The 17080-nt window shown below is 64.7% G+C and carries 15 protein-coding genes; 13 read left to right on the plus strand and 2 right to left on the minus strand.

The features are described 5' to 3' along the window. Nucleotides 1-19: 19 nt before the first annotated feature. Nucleotides 20-1561 (minus strand): peptide MFS transporter, encoded by a 1542-nt coding sequence (locus CJU94_RS25480; protein WP_095422789.1) that lies wholly within the window; start codon nucleotides 1559-1561, stop codon nucleotides 20-22. 404 nt (nucleotides 1562-1965) lie between these two features. Between CJU94_RS25480 and CJU94_RS25485 the strand changes: the two genes are divergently transcribed. From CJU94_RS25485 to CJU94_RS25515, 7 genes are all read left to right on the plus strand, one after another. After that, nucleotides 1966-2538, plus strand: coding sequence for a cupin domain-containing protein (locus CJU94_RS25485; RefSeq protein ID WP_095421418.1), 573 nt, complete (start codon nucleotides 1966-1968; stop codon nucleotides 2536-2538). 182 nt (nucleotides 2539-2720) lie between these two features. Then, nucleotides 2721-4337 carry a peptide ABC transporter substrate-binding protein gene (locus CJU94_RS25490; RefSeq protein ID WP_095421419.1) on the plus strand — a complete coding sequence of 539 codons (1617 nt, stop codon included), beginning with the start codon at nucleotides 2721-2723 and terminating at the stop codon, nucleotides 4335-4337. Between the two features lie 17 nt (nucleotides 4338-4354). Then, on the plus strand, nucleotides 4355-5293 hold the full coding sequence (locus tag CJU94_RS25495; RefSeq protein ID WP_095421420.1) for an ABC transporter permease subunit: 939 nt from the start codon (nucleotides 4355-4357) through the stop codon (nucleotides 5291-5293). Nucleotides 5294-5296: 3 nt separating this feature from the next. Beyond that, a complete protein-coding gene (locus CJU94_RS25500) occupies nucleotides 5297-6211 on the plus strand; it encodes an ABC transporter permease (protein WP_244221076.1) in 915 nt (304 codons plus the stop codon). Between the two features lies 1 nt (nucleotide 6212). Continuing rightward, entirely contained in the window at nucleotides 6213-7211 is a 999-nt protein-coding gene (locus tag CJU94_RS25505) for an ABC transporter ATP-binding protein (protein ID WP_095421421.1), read from the plus strand. Then, complete coding sequence (locus CJU94_RS25510) at nucleotides 7208-8254, plus strand: ABC transporter ATP-binding protein (RefSeq protein ID WP_095421422.1); 1047 nt, start codon at nucleotides 7208-7210, stop codon at nucleotides 8252-8254. Before CJU94_RS25505 ends, CJU94_RS25510 begins: the two co-directional genes overlap by 4 nt. Before the next feature lie 154 nt (nucleotides 8255-8408). Further along, on the plus strand, nucleotides 8409-9989 hold the full coding sequence (locus tag CJU94_RS25515) for an OprD family outer membrane porin (protein ID WP_095421423.1): 1581 nt from the start codon (nucleotides 8409-8411) through the stop codon (nucleotides 9987-9989). Between the two features lie 102 nt (nucleotides 9990-10091). Here the strand turns inward: CJU94_RS25515 and CJU94_RS25520 are convergent, their stop codons facing one another. Continuing rightward, nucleotides 10092-10970 (minus strand): IclR family transcriptional regulator, encoded by an 879-nt coding sequence (locus CJU94_RS25520; RefSeq protein WP_095422791.1) that lies wholly within the window; start codon nucleotides 10968-10970, stop codon nucleotides 10092-10094. A gap of 299 nt (nucleotides 10971-11269) precedes the next feature. Between CJU94_RS25520 and CJU94_RS25525 the strand changes: the two genes are divergently transcribed. Genes CJU94_RS25525 through CJU94_RS25550 form a run of 6 tightly spaced genes read left to right on the plus strand, consistent with a single transcriptional unit; the run spans nucleotide 11270 to nucleotide 17063 of the window. Beyond that, nucleotides 11270-12361 (plus strand): ABC transporter ATP-binding protein, encoded by a 1092-nt coding sequence (locus tag CJU94_RS25525; RefSeq protein ID WP_095421424.1) that lies wholly within the window; start codon nucleotides 11270-11272, stop codon nucleotides 12359-12361. After that, nucleotides 12354-13268 carry an ABC transporter permease gene (locus CJU94_RS25530; protein WP_095421425.1) on the plus strand — a complete coding sequence of 305 codons (915 nt, stop codon included), beginning with the start codon at nucleotides 12354-12356 and terminating at the stop codon, nucleotides 13266-13268. The genes CJU94_RS25525 and CJU94_RS25530 overlap by 8 nt, the downstream gene beginning before the upstream one ends. Nucleotides 13269-13320: 52 nt before the next feature. Further along, complete coding sequence (locus tag CJU94_RS25535) at nucleotides 13321-14115, plus strand: ABC transporter permease (protein ID WP_091807057.1); 795 nt, start codon at nucleotides 13321-13323, stop codon at nucleotides 14113-14115. Then, on the plus strand, nucleotides 14115-14513 hold the full coding sequence (locus CJU94_RS25540) for a (2Fe-2S)-binding protein (protein WP_425272227.1): 399 nt from the start codon (nucleotides 14115-14117) through the stop codon (nucleotides 14511-14513). The genes CJU94_RS25535 and CJU94_RS25540 overlap by 1 nt, the downstream gene beginning before the upstream one ends. Beyond that, nucleotides 14510-15943, plus strand: a complete 1434-nt coding sequence (locus CJU94_RS25545) for an FAD/NAD(P)-dependent oxidoreductase (protein WP_095421427.1) — start codon at nucleotides 14510-14512, stop codon at nucleotides 15941-15943. The genes CJU94_RS25540 and CJU94_RS25545 overlap by 4 nt, the downstream gene beginning before the upstream one ends. Next, nucleotides 15936-17063: an NAD(P)/FAD-dependent oxidoreductase gene (locus CJU94_RS25550; RefSeq protein ID WP_095421428.1), complete on the plus strand. Its 1128-nt coding sequence runs from the start codon at nucleotides 15936-15938 to the stop codon at nucleotides 17061-17063. The genes CJU94_RS25545 and CJU94_RS25550 overlap by 8 nt, the downstream gene beginning before the upstream one ends. Nucleotides 17064-17080: the final 17 nt, after the last annotated feature.

The raw sequence follows: 17080 nt of genomic DNA on the forward strand, positions 1-17080 counted from the left end.
CTCGCCACATCGCAACGGGTTACTCCGCCACCGCGCCGTTCGGCGCCGCGATTTGGCGGGCGCTCTCACGTGCTTCGTCGCTGCAACGCTGATGTTCGCGCGACAGCTTGCGCATCAGCGGCAACAGCAGAACCGCCACCAGCGCGCCCACCGCGGCGAGCCAGCCGAGGCCGGTGAACAGCTTGGTGTAGAGCGGCAGCGATTCGAGCGGATCCATGTCGCCGGCCGGCATCTGCGCGAAATTCGCGACCACGCTGCCCAGATATTGCGACACGCCGGTCGCGACGAAGTAGGCGCCCATCATGAAACCGCTCATCCGCGCCGGTACATAGCGCGCGATCATGGCGAGGCCAAGACCGCTCACCAGCAGTTCGCCGAGCGAATACAGCCCATAGCCGCCCACCATGAACCACGACGACACGCGCCCGTTCACCGCGTAATTGCCGCTTGCCGCGTAGACGAAGAAGCCCGCCGCCACCACCGCGAAACCGAACGCGTACTTCACGGCGACCGGCACGTCCTTGCCGCTTTTCGCGAGCTTCGTATAAAGCAGCGCGAGCACCGGGCTCAGCAGCATGATCCAGATCGGGTTGAGCGCCTGGAACTGCGCGGCGCTCCACGTGAACCAGGTCTCGCCGAACAGCATGAAACGCGGATCGACGTTGCGCAGCGCGAACAGCGTGAGCGACGTCGACATCTGCACGTAGAACACGAAGAACAGGATCACCTGCGCGGTCAGGATCAGCGCGGCGACGAGACCCGAGCGCTCCGAGCGTTCGCACTTCACCAGCATGTAGCCGAAGATCGCCAGAATCGCGACGCCCGCCGTGTACACGCAGGCCACCGCGATCGCCTTGTGCCGCAGCACGAACATGGTCGCCGCGCCGAGCGCGAGGCCGCCCAGCGCGACCGCGCCGACGCGTTTCCAGCGCACCGGCTCGGCATCCGGCGCGGAGCCGATATGCGCAAGCGTGCGGAACATGACGAAATAGTTCAGCACCGACAACAGCATCCCCGCGCAGCAGACGGCGAACGCCGTGTGCCAGCCCCAATGGTCCTTGATCCACGGCGTGGCCAGCATCGACACCGTCGAGCCGATGTTGACCGCCATGTAGTAAATCGTGAACGCGCTGTCGATGCGCGCGTCGTCGCCTTCATAGATACGGCGCACGAGATTCGCGGCATTGGCCTTGAACAGACCGTTGCCCACCACGATCACGCCGAGCGATGCATACATATAGGCGAGCTGGTCATTGGGTAGCGCCAGCATGAAATAACCGATCGACAGCACGCCGGCGCCGAAGATCATCGTGCGGCGCGCGCCGAGAATCTTGTCGCCGATCCAGCCGCCGATCGACGGCGACGCATAGACCAGCGCCGTGAACGCGCCCCACGTGAGAGTGGCGTGGCTGTCGGTGAACTGCAGCTTGTCGATCATGAACAGGACCAGTAGCGCGGCCATGCCGTAGTAGCCGAAGCGCTCCCACATCTCGATCAGAAAGACCGTCGAAAACGAACGGGTCTGCGACACGCGCGCGCCCGGCGGATTGGATGAATTCATTGTGTACCTTGTGTTCAAACAGTTGCAGCGTCGCGCGAACTGGCCGCGCGGCGCGCGAAACGGAATCTGGCCCAAAGTTGAGCGCGCCTTACATGTTTGCCGCACTCGCACTTGCGGCCAGAAATAGTCTGTAGTGTCATGCCTTTAATTCATGGATGCCCAAATTGCATAGCGCGTTTACCGGCGTGCATACTGCAACCATGACCGCCTTTGCATGCCGTTTTCCGAAATAAACGGTCATTTTGGCCGGGATTAGTTCCGATTCTGGCAACATAGAGCGTTATCTCGAATTGTGGTCGCTTGCCCCGCACGGCATCGGCAAGGCCCGATGCCGCCGCCCAGACCGCAATCAAACCATATTTACATATATCAAACAAATTTTGACGGGCTAATTTCCTCCTGCTATGGTCACGACAATTCAAAAGAGCAATCCCGCGCTAGAAATCGGCAGCAAGATCCGCGCGCTGCGCCAGCGGCTCAAGCGCACGCTGGATGACACGGCAACCGCGGCGGGTATTTCCAAGCCGTTTCTGTCGCAGGTAGAGCGTGGTCTCGCGTCACCGTCCATCACGTCGCTGGCCGGTATCGCTCACGCACTCGGGGTCACGGTGCAATATTTCGTCGACACTCCCAGCGAAGAACGCTGTGTAAGCCGCGGCGATCAGTTGAAGTTTTTCGGTTTTGCGGATTCGGCCAATCTGTTCGCGCGGCTGACCAACGTGACGGGCGGTCGTCAGCTCGAAGCGATCCTCGTGCGGATGCCGCCCGGGCAGAAACGCTCCGAGGTGACCACGCACGCCGGAGAAGAGTTTATTTATGTGATCGACGGCGAGGTGTCGTTGACGCTGGAAGGCAAGACGTTCGTGTTGCACGCGGGAGACAGCGCGCATTACGAATCGACGGTACCGCACAGCTGGGTGAACACCGCGCGCGTCGAGTCGGTGGTCGTCTGGGTGGGCACACCAAGACTGTTCTAAAGAGCAGGCACCTTATCCGGTCGAGCCGGCCAGGGATTGCCTGCATTACGCAATGTAAGGAATCCTGCATGTCGCGCTGCCAACACGAGCAACAAGGGCCGCCCCGGCCCGAGCAACGCAGCTAAAACGGGCGCCCTGGCGCCAGCGCGTTTCTCTCTCGACCTTTCCTGCGATCTCAATCGATGAAAACCCCGTTCGTCTACGCGACGGCGCTGACCGCGCTCGTCCTCACGTTTGCCCCTTCCGCTTTCGCCGTCAACGTACCTGCCGGCGTCACGCTCGCCGCGAGCCAGGAAATCACCCGCCAGGTGCCGGCTGAAACCGAATCGCTCGACCCCGCGCATATCGAATCGTGGACCGGCAACACGATCGCGCTGGACCTGTTCGAAGGCCTGACGCGCATCGACGCGGCCGGCGCGGTGGTGCCGGGTGTCGCGCAATCATGGACGCGCACCGGGCCGGACACGTGGGTCTTCAAGCTGCGCCACGATGCGCGCTGGAGCAACGGTCAGCCGGTCACGGCAGCGGACTTCATCTACGCGTGGCAGCGCGTGCTCGATCCGAAGACCGGTTCGAAGTACACCGTGCTGGTCGAGTTCGTCAAGAACGCCAAGGCGATTCTCGCCGGCAAGGCGCCGCTCACGAGCCTCGCCGCGCGCGCCGTCGATCCCTATACGCTCGAAGTGACCACCGAAGTGCCCGCCGCCTTCTTCCCGCAACTGGCCGCCATGCCGACCATGGCGCCGGTCAACCGTGATGTCGTGACGAAGTTCGGCGGCGACTGGACCCGGCCGGGCAACTTCGTCGGCAACGGACCTTATGCGCTGACCGACTGGCAGCCGAGCAACCGCCTGGTGGGCACGAAGAGCAAGACGTACTGGAACGCCGGCAAAGTCGTGATCACGAAAGTGACCTATCTGCCGATCGAAAACGACGAAACGGCCATGCGCATGTATCAGGCCGGCCAGTTCGATTACACGTATTCGGTTCCCTCGGGCATCTATGCGCAGGTGAGCAAACAATTCGGTTCCGAACTGAAAACCGGCCTGCAGATCGCCACCTACTACTACAGCCTGAACAACGACGACCCGCTGTTCAAGGACAAGCGCGTGCGTCAGGCCCTGTCGATGGTGCTCGACCGCGACCTGCTGACCCAGCGCCTCACCGCGGACGGCGAGTTGCCCATGTACGGCCTGATCTCGAAGGGCACGCAAGGCGCCGCCGTGTTCAAGCCTGAGTGGTCCACCTGGCCGATGCCAAAGCGCGTGGACTATGCCCGCAATCTGCTGAAGCAGGCCGGCTATTCGGACACCAAGCCGCTCGCGTTCACGCTCACCTACAACACCAACGACCTGCACAAGAAGGTCGCGCTGTTCGCCACGTCCGAGTGGCGCACCAAGCTCGGCGTGAACGCGAAACTGGAGAACGTCGAATACAAGGTGCTGCTCAAGCAGCGCCACGACGGCAAGGTGCAGGCCTCGCGCGACGGCTGGTTCGTCGACTATAACGACGCCATGTCGTATTTCGATCTGATCCGCTGCAACAGCGTGCAGAACGATCAGCGCTACTGCAATCCGCAAGTGGACAAACTGGTCGATCAGGCCAACCAGCAGCTCGACGACGCGAAGCGCACCGCTCTGCTCACGCAGGCGCACGATCTGGCAATGAGCGACTACCCACTCGTGCCGCTCTTCCAGTATTCGGCGGACCGGCTGGTGAAACCGTATGTGGGCGGCTACACGTCGACCAACTACGTCGACCAGCGCGCCACGCAAGACATGTATCTGATCAAGCACTGAACGCGGGGAGCACCGTCATGCTGGCCTATACGCTGCGCCGCACGCTCTGGGCGGTCCCGACGATTCTCGCCGTGATCACCGCGTGCTATCTGCTGCTGCATCTCACCCCGGGCGGCCCGTTCGACACCGAGAAGCAACTCTCGGCGGCCGTGCTGGCGAACCTGAACGCCAAGTATCACCTCGACGAACCGTTGTGGCTGCAGTACCTCCACTACCTCGGCTCGCTGCTGCACGGCGACCTCGGGCCGTCGTTCCGCTACGCCGACTGGTCGGTCAACGACCTGGTATGGAAAGCACTGCCGGTCAGCCTCGGCGTGGGCGGCGTGTCGGTGCCGATCGCGCTCGTGATCGGCGTCGCGCTCGGCACCGTGGCCGCGGTGCGGCGCGACCGCTTCGTGGATCACTTCGTCATGGTGCTCGGCAATATCGGCAACGTGGTGCCGCCTTTCGTACTGGGGCCGGTGCTGGTGTGGATCTTCGCGATCCTGCTGAAGACCTCAGAAGGCCACGGCTGGCTCCCGGCCGGCGGCTGGGGCGAAGGCGAGTGGCGCTACCGGGTGCTGCCGATCGTGCTGCTCACCATCATCAACGTCGCCGCGATTGCCCGCGTGATGCGCGGCAGCATGATCGAAGTGCTGTCGGGCAACTTCATCCGCACGGCGCGCGCCAAGGGGCTGCCAGGCCGCACGATCGTCCTGCGCCACGCGATGAAGCCCGCGCTGATGCCGGTCGTCTCGCTGCTCGGCTCGATCTGCATCTCGTCGATCACCGCGGCGGTGGTCACCGAATCGGTGTTCGCGCTGCCGGGTCTCGGCCAGCTGGTGGTCAACGGTGCGATCAATCGCGACTACACCCTCGTGCTCGGCCTCGTCGTGCTGACGACCGCTATCGCCGTGCTGTTCAATCTGCTGGTCGACCTCGCGTATGCGTGGCTCGATCCGCGCATCCGGTACTGAACCATGCCCCGCTCTCTTGAATCGACTGCCGCGGCGCTCGATCCGCTCGCGGCCATCGCCGGGGCGCCGCGCTCGCGCGGCCCGCTCGCCACCGCCGCGTGGCGCTTCGTGCGCAACCGCGCCGCCTTCGCCGGCTTCGTGGTGCTGATGCTGATCGTGATCGCCTGCGTGGCCGGTCCGTGGTTCCTGCCGAACAATCCGATCGACAGCGACTGGAGCGCGATCAGCCTGCCGCCCACCTTGCAGAACATGCACTGGTTCGGCACCGACGAACTCGGCCGCGATCTGCTCGCGCGCGCGCTGCAAGGCGGGCGCGTCTCACTCGAAGTCGGCCTGCTCGGCACGTTGGTGTCCGGGCTGATCGGCGTCGCGTACGGCGCGACCGCGGGCTATCTGGGCGGACGCGTCGACGCCGTGATGATGCGCATCGTCGACATGATGTACGCGATTCCCTACATGCTGATCGCCATCCTGATGATGACCATGTTCGGCCGCGCGTTCTATCTGGTCGTGCTCACCATCAGCGCGTTCTCGTGGCTCGACATGGCGCGCGTGGTGCGCGGCCAGACGCTGTCGCTGCGCTCGCGCGAATTCATCGACGCCGCGAGAGCGATCGGCGTGAGTTCGCGTTCGATCATCGCGCGCCACATCGTGCCGAATCTGTTCGGCGTGGTGGTGGTGTACGCGAGCGTGACGGTGCCGAACATCGTGCTGACGGAATCGGTGCTGTCGTTCCTCGGCCTCGGCGTGCAGGAGCCGATGACGAGCTGGGGCGTGCTGATTCAGGACGGCGCGCAGAAGCTCGAATCGATGCCCTGGCTGCTGCTGTGCCCGGCCGTGATGCTGTGCGTGACGCTGTATTGCGTGAATTTCGTCGGCGATGGCTTGCGCGACGCATTCGATCCGAAGGACCGTTGAGATGCCGCTACTCGAAGTCAAAGACCTCAGCGTGCGCTTTACGCGCCGCGAAGGCGCACCCGTCGACGCGGTGCAAGGCGTGTCTTTTTCGCTGGAGGCGGGCCGCACGCTCGGCATTGTCGGCGAATCGGGCTCCGGCAAGAGCCAGACCGTGATGGCGCTGCTGGGCCTTCTCGCCGGCAACGGCAAGGTGTCCGGCGCCGCGACGTATCGCGGCGAAAACCTGCTGACCATGAACGAAGCGGCGTTGAACCGGATTCGCGGCGACCGCATCGGCATGATCTTTCAGGACCCGATGACCTCGCTCAACCCGTTCCTGACGATCGAGCGGCAGATGACCGAGACGCTGCAATTGCATCGCAAGATGTCGCGCCGCGAAACGCGCCGCCGCGCCATTGAAACGTTGGAATCGGTGCGCATTCCCGATGCGGCCCGGCGCATCGACATGTATCCGCACGAGTTTTCCGGCGGCATGCGCCAGCGCGTGATGATCGCGATGGCGCTGCTCTCCGAGCCCGAAATCCTGATCGCCGACGAACCGACCACCGCGCTCGACGTGACCGTGCAGGCGCAGATCATCGAACTCTTGCGCGAACTGAATCAGGAACGCGGCACGGCGATCATTCTGATCACGCACGACATGGGCGTGGTGGCCGGTCTGTGCGACGACGTGATGGTGATGTACGCCGGCCAGACGGTCGAACAGGCGAGCGCCGCCGCGCTGTTCGCCGCGCCGACGCATCCGTACACGCTCGGCCTGCTGAACGCGCTGCCGCGCCTGACCGACGATGACGACGAGCGTGCGCTGCAAACCATTCCGGGCAATCCGCCGCTGCCGGGCGAAGTCGGCGCCGGCTGCGCATTCGCGCCACGCTGCGGCTACTGCACCGAGCGCTGCCGCGAATCGCGGCCGCGCCTTGCCTCCGCGGAAGGTCACGCCGACGCGCTGCGCGCGTGCCATCGGCCGGTAGGGGAAATTCTCGAGGCACAACACGTATGAACACCACTCCTCCCGCAAATCAGGACGCGGCAACGTTGCTCCGCGTCGACAATCTCAAGGTGCAATTCGGCGTGCCGCGCGGCGGCTTTCCGTGGTCCGGCAAAGCGACGCTGCGCGCGGTGGACGGCGTGTCGTTCAACGTGCGGCGCGGCGAAACCGTGGGCCTTGTCGGCGAATCGGGTTGTGGCAAGTCGACGCTCGCGCGCGCGATCATCGGACTCGCACCGGTGGCGAGCGGCAGCGTGCGCTGGCTCGGCGACGAAACCGTGCTGCCGGGCGCGCACCGCGATACCTCGCGTTTGCGCCGCGACGTGCAGATGATTTTCCAGGACCCGCTCGCCTCGCTCGATCCGCGCATGACGATCGAACAGATCGTCGCCGAACCGTTGATGACGCACGGTCAGAACATTGCGCGCGCCGACGTGCAGCGGCGCGTGCTGACCATGCTCGAACGCGTCGGCCTCAACGCGCAGCATCTGCGCCGTTATCCGCACGAGTTTTCCGGCGGCCAGTGCCAGCGCGTGGGCATTGCGCGCGCGCTGATCGGCGAACCGCAACTGGTGATCTGCGACGAGCCGGTATCCGCGCTCGACGTGTCGATTCAGGCGCAGATCGTCAACCTGCTGCGTGATCTGCAACGCGAACTGTCGCTCTCCCTGCTGTTCGTGGCTCACGATCTGGCGGTGGTCAAGGCGATCAGCCACCGCGTGCTGGTGATGTATCTGGGACGTGTGATGGAGTTCGGCGACAAGCGCGAGGTCTACGGCACGCCGCGCCATCCGTACACGCGTGCATTGCTCTCGGCCGTGCCGGTGCCCGATCCGGTGGTGGAGCGCGCACGCCGTCATCTGCTGTTGCGCGGCGAGATCGCCTCGCCGCTCAGTCCGCCCTCCGGTTGCGCGTTTCGCACCCGCTGCCCGGATGCGATCGACGCCTGCGCCCGGGAGATTCCGCAGCCTGTCACGCACGGGGCCAAGGCGACGCGCGTCGCATGCATTCGCGTGGGGGACGTTGCGAAGGAAGCCCCGTTGGGGAACCGCTAAAGCCGAGAACCTGAGAACTTAAAACCGTATTCCCCGGCGCGGCGGGCCGTCGCGCCGTTGGATTCGCTCGTCCCGCCGTCAGCAGGACGAACGATAAACGTGGACTGGCTAACCGCCAGCCAAAGATTCACCACAATAATCAGAGACGTATTCCATGAAAGATACCCGATCAAAATACCGGTCGAAAAAAACCGGAGCCGCGACGTTCTTTTACTGCGCATTCACGCTTCCCGCGTTGACGCTAGCCGCGAATGCCTATGCCGATGACAGCGTCACGGAGCCCACCTCCCGATCGTCTAAAACTCAAACGCTCGCGCAAACGTTGTTGTCCCCCACGCAACATGTGCCGGATTCACCGGCGGCGCAAAGCGATCTATCCGGCAAGCGGCGTGCGGACCAGGGTGGCCAGGTGCGTAACGACCAGCCGGACACCACCAACGCCATCGTCAACGCCGAAGCCAATCAAGCGGTCACGCCGCCCGCTGCATTGTCGAGCCAGGCGGCGAGCAAGGGTTTCATTGCCGACAGTCATCTGAATCTGCTGTTTCGCAACTACGCCGACTACTTCCAGGCGCCCGACACGATCTATCGTCACGCGTGGGTTCAGGGCGTGCAGGCCAACTATGAATCCGGTTACACGCAAGGGCCGGTCGGCTTCGGGGTGGACGCTTCGCTGTTCGGCGCGCTCAAGCTCGACGGCGGCAACGGCGCGGGCAACATGGTGCACGTGGGCAAGGACGGCGGCGGGTCGGAGCAACTCGCGTGGGCGTACCCCGGCATGTACGACATCAAGGGGCGCATTTCGGAAACGGTGGTGAAGTATGGTCTGCAGATGGTCACCAATCCGTTCCTCGAACCGCACGACAACCGCGCGCTGCCGCCGACCTTCCTCGGCGTCTCCATGGTCAGCAACGATCTCGTGCACACCACGCTCGAGGCCGGCAGCTTCACCAAAGTCGATGCACGCGGCCACACGAACCTGACCAATCTCACCACCTCGTATGGCGGCACGCGGATCGATCGCCTGACGTATGTGGGCGGCACGTGGCACTACGCGAAGAACGGCGAGATGGCTCTGTACGTCGATCAGGCCGACAATGTGTGGCGTCAGTACTACGGCTCGGTCGCGCAATCGTTCGGCGATCCGACCACCATCAAATGGAGCGGGCTCGCGAACATCTATTCGACGCACGACACCGGCGCGTCGCGCCAGGGGCACATCGACAGCAATGCCTACAGCGTGTCGGTTTCCGCGCAGCACGGCCCGCATGCGCTCCTGCTCGGCTACCAGCAGGTGCTCGGCGACCAGTTCTTCGACTACGTCAACGAGACCAACGGTATCTACCTGACCAATTCGATGGACGTGGACTACAACGCGCCGCACGAGCAGTCGTTGCAGTTGCGCTATACGTTCGACGGCAAATACGCCGGCGTGCCGGGACTGAAGGCGATGTTCTGGGGGCAATACGGCTGGGGCGCGGATGCGTCGGCGGGCGCGGCGGAGAACGCTGCGCCTTCGGCGCCGCTGCATGATCTCTACTGGAAGAACGGCGAACCGGTACATGGACATCATCACGAGTTCGGCTTCATCCCGAGCTATACGCTGCAAAGCGGGCGCTTCAAGGATACGAAGATCACGTTCATCGCGATGTGGCACAACAGTCAGTACCACTACTCGGATGGCAACAACATGGAATACCGGCTGGTGGTGAATGTGCCGATGAAAGTGTTCTAAGGGGTTTCGAGCAGCGCCAGGCGGCGCGGCCTACGCGCTGCCGCGCAGGGCGTCACGCTCGTGGCTCCGGCGTGACGCCTGCTTCGCCGGCCGCGCCCGCGCTTATCCCGTGATCCGTTCGGTGGTCATGGCGCGCGACAGGCCATGCATGGGCCTGCGCAAGGCGACATCGAACGGATTGGTTTGCGGGCCGATCGCATCGGCCTGCCGCCGCAGCAATTCGACCACCATCGGAAGACGGTCGTCGCCCAGGCGCGCGGCCAGCGTGCCGACGCTCAACGCCGCCACCGCCACGCCGGTGCGATCCAGAATGGGCACCGCCACCCCCGCCATGCCGTCGAGCACACCGCTATTGCGCCCCGCATAGCCCAACCGGCGCACGCGTTCGATCTCGGTGCGCAAATACACTTCGTCGAGCACGCCGTAGCCGCGAATTCGCGGCACGTTGAAGCGGATGATTTCCTCACGCTCGGCCTCGGGCAAAAACGCGAGAATCGCCAGACTGCCCTGCCCGACACCTAAAGCCACGCGGCCGCCGATATCGCCTGTGAACGAACGGATCGGAAACGGCCCTTCGCAGATGTCGAGACACACCGCGTCGAAGCTGCTCTTGACGAGCAGAAAGATCGTGTCGCCGAGACTGGCGCACAACCGCAGCAACGCGGGACGGCACAGCGTACGCATGCCGCTCGGGTTGCCGGCCTGCGCCGCGAGCGCGAAGAAGTCCACACTCAGCCGGTACAGCTTCGAGCTTTCGTCCTGTTCGACGATGCCCTCCGCGATCAACGCATGCAGGATGCGGTGCACCGTGCCCTGCGTCAGTCCGACCGCTTTCGCCAGACGCGTGACGCGTCCGCCGTCGGCCTGCGCTTCGGACAGCGCGCGAATCACCGCGAACGCGCGTTCCAGCATGCCGGGGCCGGGCGCACCGCCCTTTCCGGACGCTGCGGCGTCGGTATCTCGTTTGGCGGCAGCATTCATCTTCATCGCTCTCAATTATTTCACTGATCGGAACACTATAAAGCGTTTTGCCCGCCGATGGAATCCCGGCCAGCTCTGTGGCGGGCGCTGTCTTATCAATGATTCATAGGGATTTTCCGGACGTCATACACCGGAACACTGGGCGCCGTATTGAGTGGATATCTTCCATGTAACGGAATTTTTGTGAATCTTATATCGGCAAACGGAATTTGAAATTGACTGGCGGTAATTTGGCTGGCTAGAGTCGGCGTCATCGAGGCAGTAGTTGAACCGGTGTCGAACCATCCAAAGGCCAGATCATGTCGTTCCTTACACTTACCGACGTCACGAAATCGTTCGGCGATCTGCATGCAGTCGCCGACGTGAACCTGTCGGTGGAAAAAGGCGAGTTCGTTTCGTTGCTCGGGCCGTCCGGCTGCGGCAAGACCACCACCCTGCAGATGATCGCGGGCTTCGTCGAAACGACGCGCGGGCGCATCACGCTCGACGGGCGCGACATCACGCACATGAAACCGAACAAGCGCGGCCTCGGCATCGTGTTCCAGAGCTACGCGCTGTTTCCGCACATGAGCGTTGCCGAGAACGTCGGCTTCGGGCTGGAAATGCGCAACATCGACAAGGCCGAGCGCAAGGAGCGCATCCGCGAAGCCCTGGCGCTGGTGCGGCTCGACGCGCTCGCGCATCGCTTTCCGCGCGAACTGTCCGGCGGACAACGGCAGCGTGTGGCGATTGCCCGCGCCATCGTGATCGCGCCGCCCGTGCTGCTGCTCGACGAGCCGATGTCGAATCTCGACGCCAAGCTGCGCGAAGACATGCAGTTCGAACTGCGCGGCATTCAACGCAAGATCGGCACGACCACCATCATGGTGACGCACGACCAATCCGAAGCGCTGTCGATCAGCGATCGCGTGGTGGTGATGGAAGCCGGCCGCATTACGCAGATCGACACGCCGTATGAAGCGTACGAGCGCCCGGAAAATCGCTTCGTCTCGCAGTTCATCGGCAAGGCCAACATGCTGCCGGGCACCGTGGTGGCGCGCGAGGGCGACGCGATCCGCATCGATCTCGGCCACGACCTCGCGGAAACGGGGCACACGGCGCAGTTGCCGGCGCGCGAGCGCGTAGTCGGCGTGGGCGACGCGGTGACCTTGTGCATCCGTCCGGAAAAGCTGCGCCTGTGCGCACCGAACGCGGGACGTGTGCCCGCCACGGTGACGAGCCGCTTTTTCCTCGGCAGCCAGTGGCTGTACCGGCTGGACAGCCGGCTCGGCGAAGTGCTGGTGTGCTGCCAGAACGAAGGTACCGAACCGTTGCCGGAAGGCGCGACGGTCGGCGTGGACTGGAACAGCGAGGCGATCCGCTTCATTCAACGGGACACGCATCATGGCTAGTACGCTGCCCGCAACCGACAACCACGGCATGAAATCCGGCACCACCCGCCGCGCGCCGTGGCATGCATTCCTGCCGTTGTGGCTGATGTGCGCGCCGGCCTTTCTGCTGTTCGTGGCGCTCGTGCTCGTGCCGCTCGTCATGACGCTGGTGCTGACCTTCTACCGCTTCGATCCGGCCAGCGGGCCGATCGCCGCGTTCCAGTTCGGCAATTACGCGGAAGTGCTGAGTTCGTCGTATTACCACACCATCTTCCTGCGCACCTTCGGCATCGCGTTTCTGGTCACGCTGCTGTGCGTGGCGATCGGCACGCCCGAAGCCTACGTCCTGTCGCGCATGCGCGACCCGTATTGCTCGATGTTCCTGCTGGTGATCCTCGCACCGCTGCTGGTCTCGGTGGTGGTGCGGGCGTTCGGCTGGAGCATGCTGCTCAACACCAACGGTCTTGTGAATCAGGCGTTCGGTCTCGTTGGACTCGGGCCCTACAAGCTCGAGTACACCACCTTCGCGATCGTCATTGCACTCGTGCACGTGATGCTGCCGTTCATGGTGATTCCGGTCTGGACCGCCTTGCAGAAGCTCGACCCGCAAACGGAAAACGCCGCGCTTTCACTGATGGCCTCGCCCGCCACCACGCTGCGCCGCATCGTGTTGCCGCAACTGATGCCGGGCATTCTGTCGGGCAGCCTGATGGTGTTCGGTTTGTCGGCGAGCGCGTTCGCGATACCCGGCCTGCTCGGCGGACGACGCCTGAAAGTGGCCGCCACCGCCGTCTACGACGAGTTCCTCGGCTCGCTGAACTGGCCGCTCGGCGCGACCATCGCGCTCCTGCTGCTGGTTGCGAACCTGATCGTAATGCTCGCGTACTACCGGGTTCTGGAACGCAGGTACAACCGAAGCCTCGGTTAATTCATCGGCGCACTTATCAGCTCATTTATTGAGCCCACTCAGTGAAATCATCATGAGAAAAAACGGCCCCATCGCGCTGATTTTCCACACGCTCGTGATTGCGTTCGTGCTCGCGCCGCTCGTGATCGTCGTGCTGGTCGCCTTCACGCCCGACGAAACGCTCACGTTACCCACGCACGGCGTCTCGCTGCGCTGGTTCCGCGCGATCCTCAATTACCCGGACTTCATCGGCGCGTTTTTCAACAGCCTGAAGCTGGCGTTCGCTTCGGCAACGCTGTCGCTGATCGTGGCGCTGCCCGCGGCGCTCGCCATTGGCCGCGCGCGCTTTCCGGGCCGCGGCTTTCTCAACGGCCTGTTGCTGTCCCCGCTCGTGATTCCCGGTCTGGTGCTCGGCATCGCCCTGCTGCGCTTTTTCGCGTTGATCGGCGCGACCGGCTCGTTCGCCTGGCTCGTGCTCGCGCACATGATCATCATTACGCCGTTCGTCATGCGGCTCGTGCTGGCTTCGGTGAGCGGCCTCGACCGCAGCGTCGAACACGCCGCGCACTCGCTCGGCGCGGACGCCTGGACCACGTTTCGCCGCATCACCTTCCCGATGATTCTGCCGGGCATTACCGGCGGCTGGCTGCTGGCCTTCATCAACAGCTTCGACGAATTGACGATGTCCATCTTCGTCACCTCGCCCCAAACCGTCACGCTGCCGGTGCGCATGTACATGTACGCCACCGAATCGATCGACCCGATGATGGCTTCCGTCTCCGCGCTGGTGATCTTCATCACCGGCGGCGCGATGCTGCTGCTCGACCGCGTGTATGGCCTGAACCGCATTCTGATCGGCCAGCACTGATGTCTTCTTCCGCCCACGCTCTCATGCCGCCCATCTTGCCGTCTAACCAGGCCACCGCGCCGCGCCGCGAGCCGCAATTCATCCGCGTAGCGGAAACGCGGCGTGAACCGCTGCACTTCTTTATCGACGGCCGTGAAGTCGCCGCGCTGCAAGGCGATACGCTGCTCACCGCCGTGCTGATGCAGCAACGCCGGGTCCGCGAAAGCGAATTCAGCGGCGCGCCGCGCGCGGGCTTCTGCCTGATCGGCGCGTGTCAGGACTGCTGGATGCGCACCGAAGACGGCAGGCGCGTGCGCGCGTGCTCGACGCTCGTGACCGAAGGCATGCGGGTGCTCACGCGCGTTGCCGCTGTGGAGTCCGACGCCGGCGCCGCGGATGCGAGCGGAGACGCCCGATGAGCGAAGAACGCCGCATCGTGATAGTCGGCGCCGGACCCGCCGGCGTGCGCGCCGCCCAGACGCTGGTGGCGGCCGGGGTGAAACCCATCGTGATCGATGAAAACGCGCGCTGGGGCGGCCAGATTTATCGGCAACCGCCCGCGAACGGCGGATTCGAGCGCTCGAAAAAAACGCTTTACGGTTTCGAAGCGCACAAGGCCGAGGCCTTGCATTCGACCATGGCCGCGCTTCTGCCGCATCTCGACTATCGCCCCGACACGCTCGCCTGGGCCTGCGAGGCAGGCCGCCTCGACACCCTGCATGCGGGACGCGAGCTGCGCGTGCCGTTCTCGCATCTGATCGTCGCCAGCGGCGCGACGGACCGCGTGCTGCCGGTGCCGGGCTGGACGCTGCCGGGCGTCTACACGCTCGGCGCGGCGCAGGTCGCATTGAAGGCGCAGGGCTGCGCGATCGGCCGGCGCGTCGTGCTGGCCGGCACCGGCCCGCTGCTGTACCTCGTGGCGTATCAGTACGTGAAAGCGGGCGCGCAAGTCGTGGCGGTACTCGACACGAGTCCGTTCTCGCAGCAAATCGCCGCGGCGCCGAAACTCGCGCGCCAGCCGTCCACGTTCGCCAAAGGCCTGTACTACGTCGGCTGGCTGAAAACGCACGGCGTGCGCATCGAGCGCGATGTGAGGCTGACCGGCATTCGCGGCGCGGACGGGGTGGAGGCGCTCGAATGGCGTGCGGCGCAGGACGGTTCGGCAACCGAAACGATCGCATGCGACGCGGTCGGCGTCAGCTTCGGCCTGAAACCCGAAACGCAACTCGCCGATCTCGCGGGCTGCCGCTTCCGTTTCGACGCGACCAACCGTTGCTGGCTGCCTGAGGTGGACCCGGCGGGACGCAGTTCCGTGCGCGGCCTGTATCTCGCCGGCGACGGCGCGGGCATTGCCGGTGCGGACGCCGCCGAAATGGCCGGCCGACGCGCCGCGCTGGCCTTGCTCGACGATCTCGGCATCGCCCATCCACGGGGTCCGGGCATGCCCGACGCCGCATCGATCGAGCGCAGCCTGAAACGTATCGCGATATTTCGCGAGGGCATCGAGGCGGCCTTCGCGCCGCCCGCGAAATGCGCGTCGCACTGGCCCGACGACATGACGGTGTGCCGCTGCGAAGAAATCGATGCGGGCACGCTACGGCGCTGCATCCGCGCCGGCGAAGCGCATGAGATCAACCGCCTGAAGGCGCTCACGCGCGTAGGCATGGGCCGCTGCCAGGGGCGCATGTGCGGCGAAGCCGCGCTGACCCTGCTCGCCGAAGAAACCGGCCAACCCCTCGAAGCGGTGGGCCGCTTGCGCAGCCAGCCGCCCGTCAAACCCATTCCGCTTTCGCCGGCCATGTACGCCGACGATGTCGCTGACATCCCCGTGGAGGCGCGCGATGAGTGACACCCTGCACTACGACGTCGCGATTGCGGGCGGCGGTCTGGTCGGTTCATCGGCGGCGTTGGCGCTGGCGCGGCGCGGCCTGCGCGTGGGTCTGTTCGAGCGGCGCTATTGCGGCGCGCAGGCGAGCGGCGTGAACTACGGTGGCGTGCGCTGCCAGGGACGCCCGGTCGAACAGATGCCGCTCGCGATCCGCGCGCGGCGTATCTGGGACCGCTTGCCGGAGTTGATCGGCATCGACGGCGAATTTACGGTGTCCGGACATTTGCGGCTCGCCCGCAGCGAAAGCGCGCTGGCCGCGCTGCAATCGTGGGCGGAGATGGCGCGCGACTATGGACTGCACGCGCAACTGATGAGCGGCGCGGCGTTCCGCCAGCGTTACCCGTGGCTCGGCGCGTCGGCCCTCGGCGGCTCGCTGTGCGCGACCGACGGCCATGCGAATCCGCGGCTGGTGTCGCCCGCGTTCGCGCGGGCCGCGCGTGCCGCGGGCGCGGACGTGCGCGAGCAAACCGAACTCACCGACATTCATCACGACGGTACGCGTTTTCAATTGCGCGCGGGCGACCTGCGCATCAGCGCCGACTGGCTCATCAATTCGGCAGGCGCGTGGGCGAATACGGTGGCGGGCTACTTCGGCGAGACCGTGCCGATGAAACCGATCTACCCGAACATGTGGGTCACCGAGCCGCTGCCGCTCTTCATCACGCACAACCTGGGCGTGTATGGCGGCGGCATCTACGCGCGGCAAGTCGCGCGCGGCAATTGCGTGATCGGCGGCGGACGCGGACATGGCGACGGCGAATACGGCCAGCCGTCGACGGAAACCACGCGCGCCGTGATGCGCGATGCGTGCGCGCTGCTGCCCGCGTTGCGCGAGGCGTTGCTGATCCGCACGTGGAGCGGCGTGGAAGGCGAAACGCCCGACAGCAATCCGATCATCGGCGCGAGCCGTACCGTGCCGCGTCTGTTGCATGCATTCGGTTTTTCAGGCGGCGGCTTTCTGCTCGCGCCGGGTGTCGGCGAAGTGCTCGCCGACCTCGTCGTCGACGGCGCCACCGCCACGCCACTCGACGCTTTTTCGATTGGCCGTTTTGCCGCTGTTGCGACCTCGCCGGTCGCCTAAGTCATCGTTTAGTGAAC

It is taken from the genome of Paraburkholderia aromaticivorans (assembly GCF_002278075.1).
GTDB lineage: Bacteria > Pseudomonadota > Gammaproteobacteria > Burkholderiales > Burkholderiaceae > Paraburkholderia > Paraburkholderia aromaticivorans.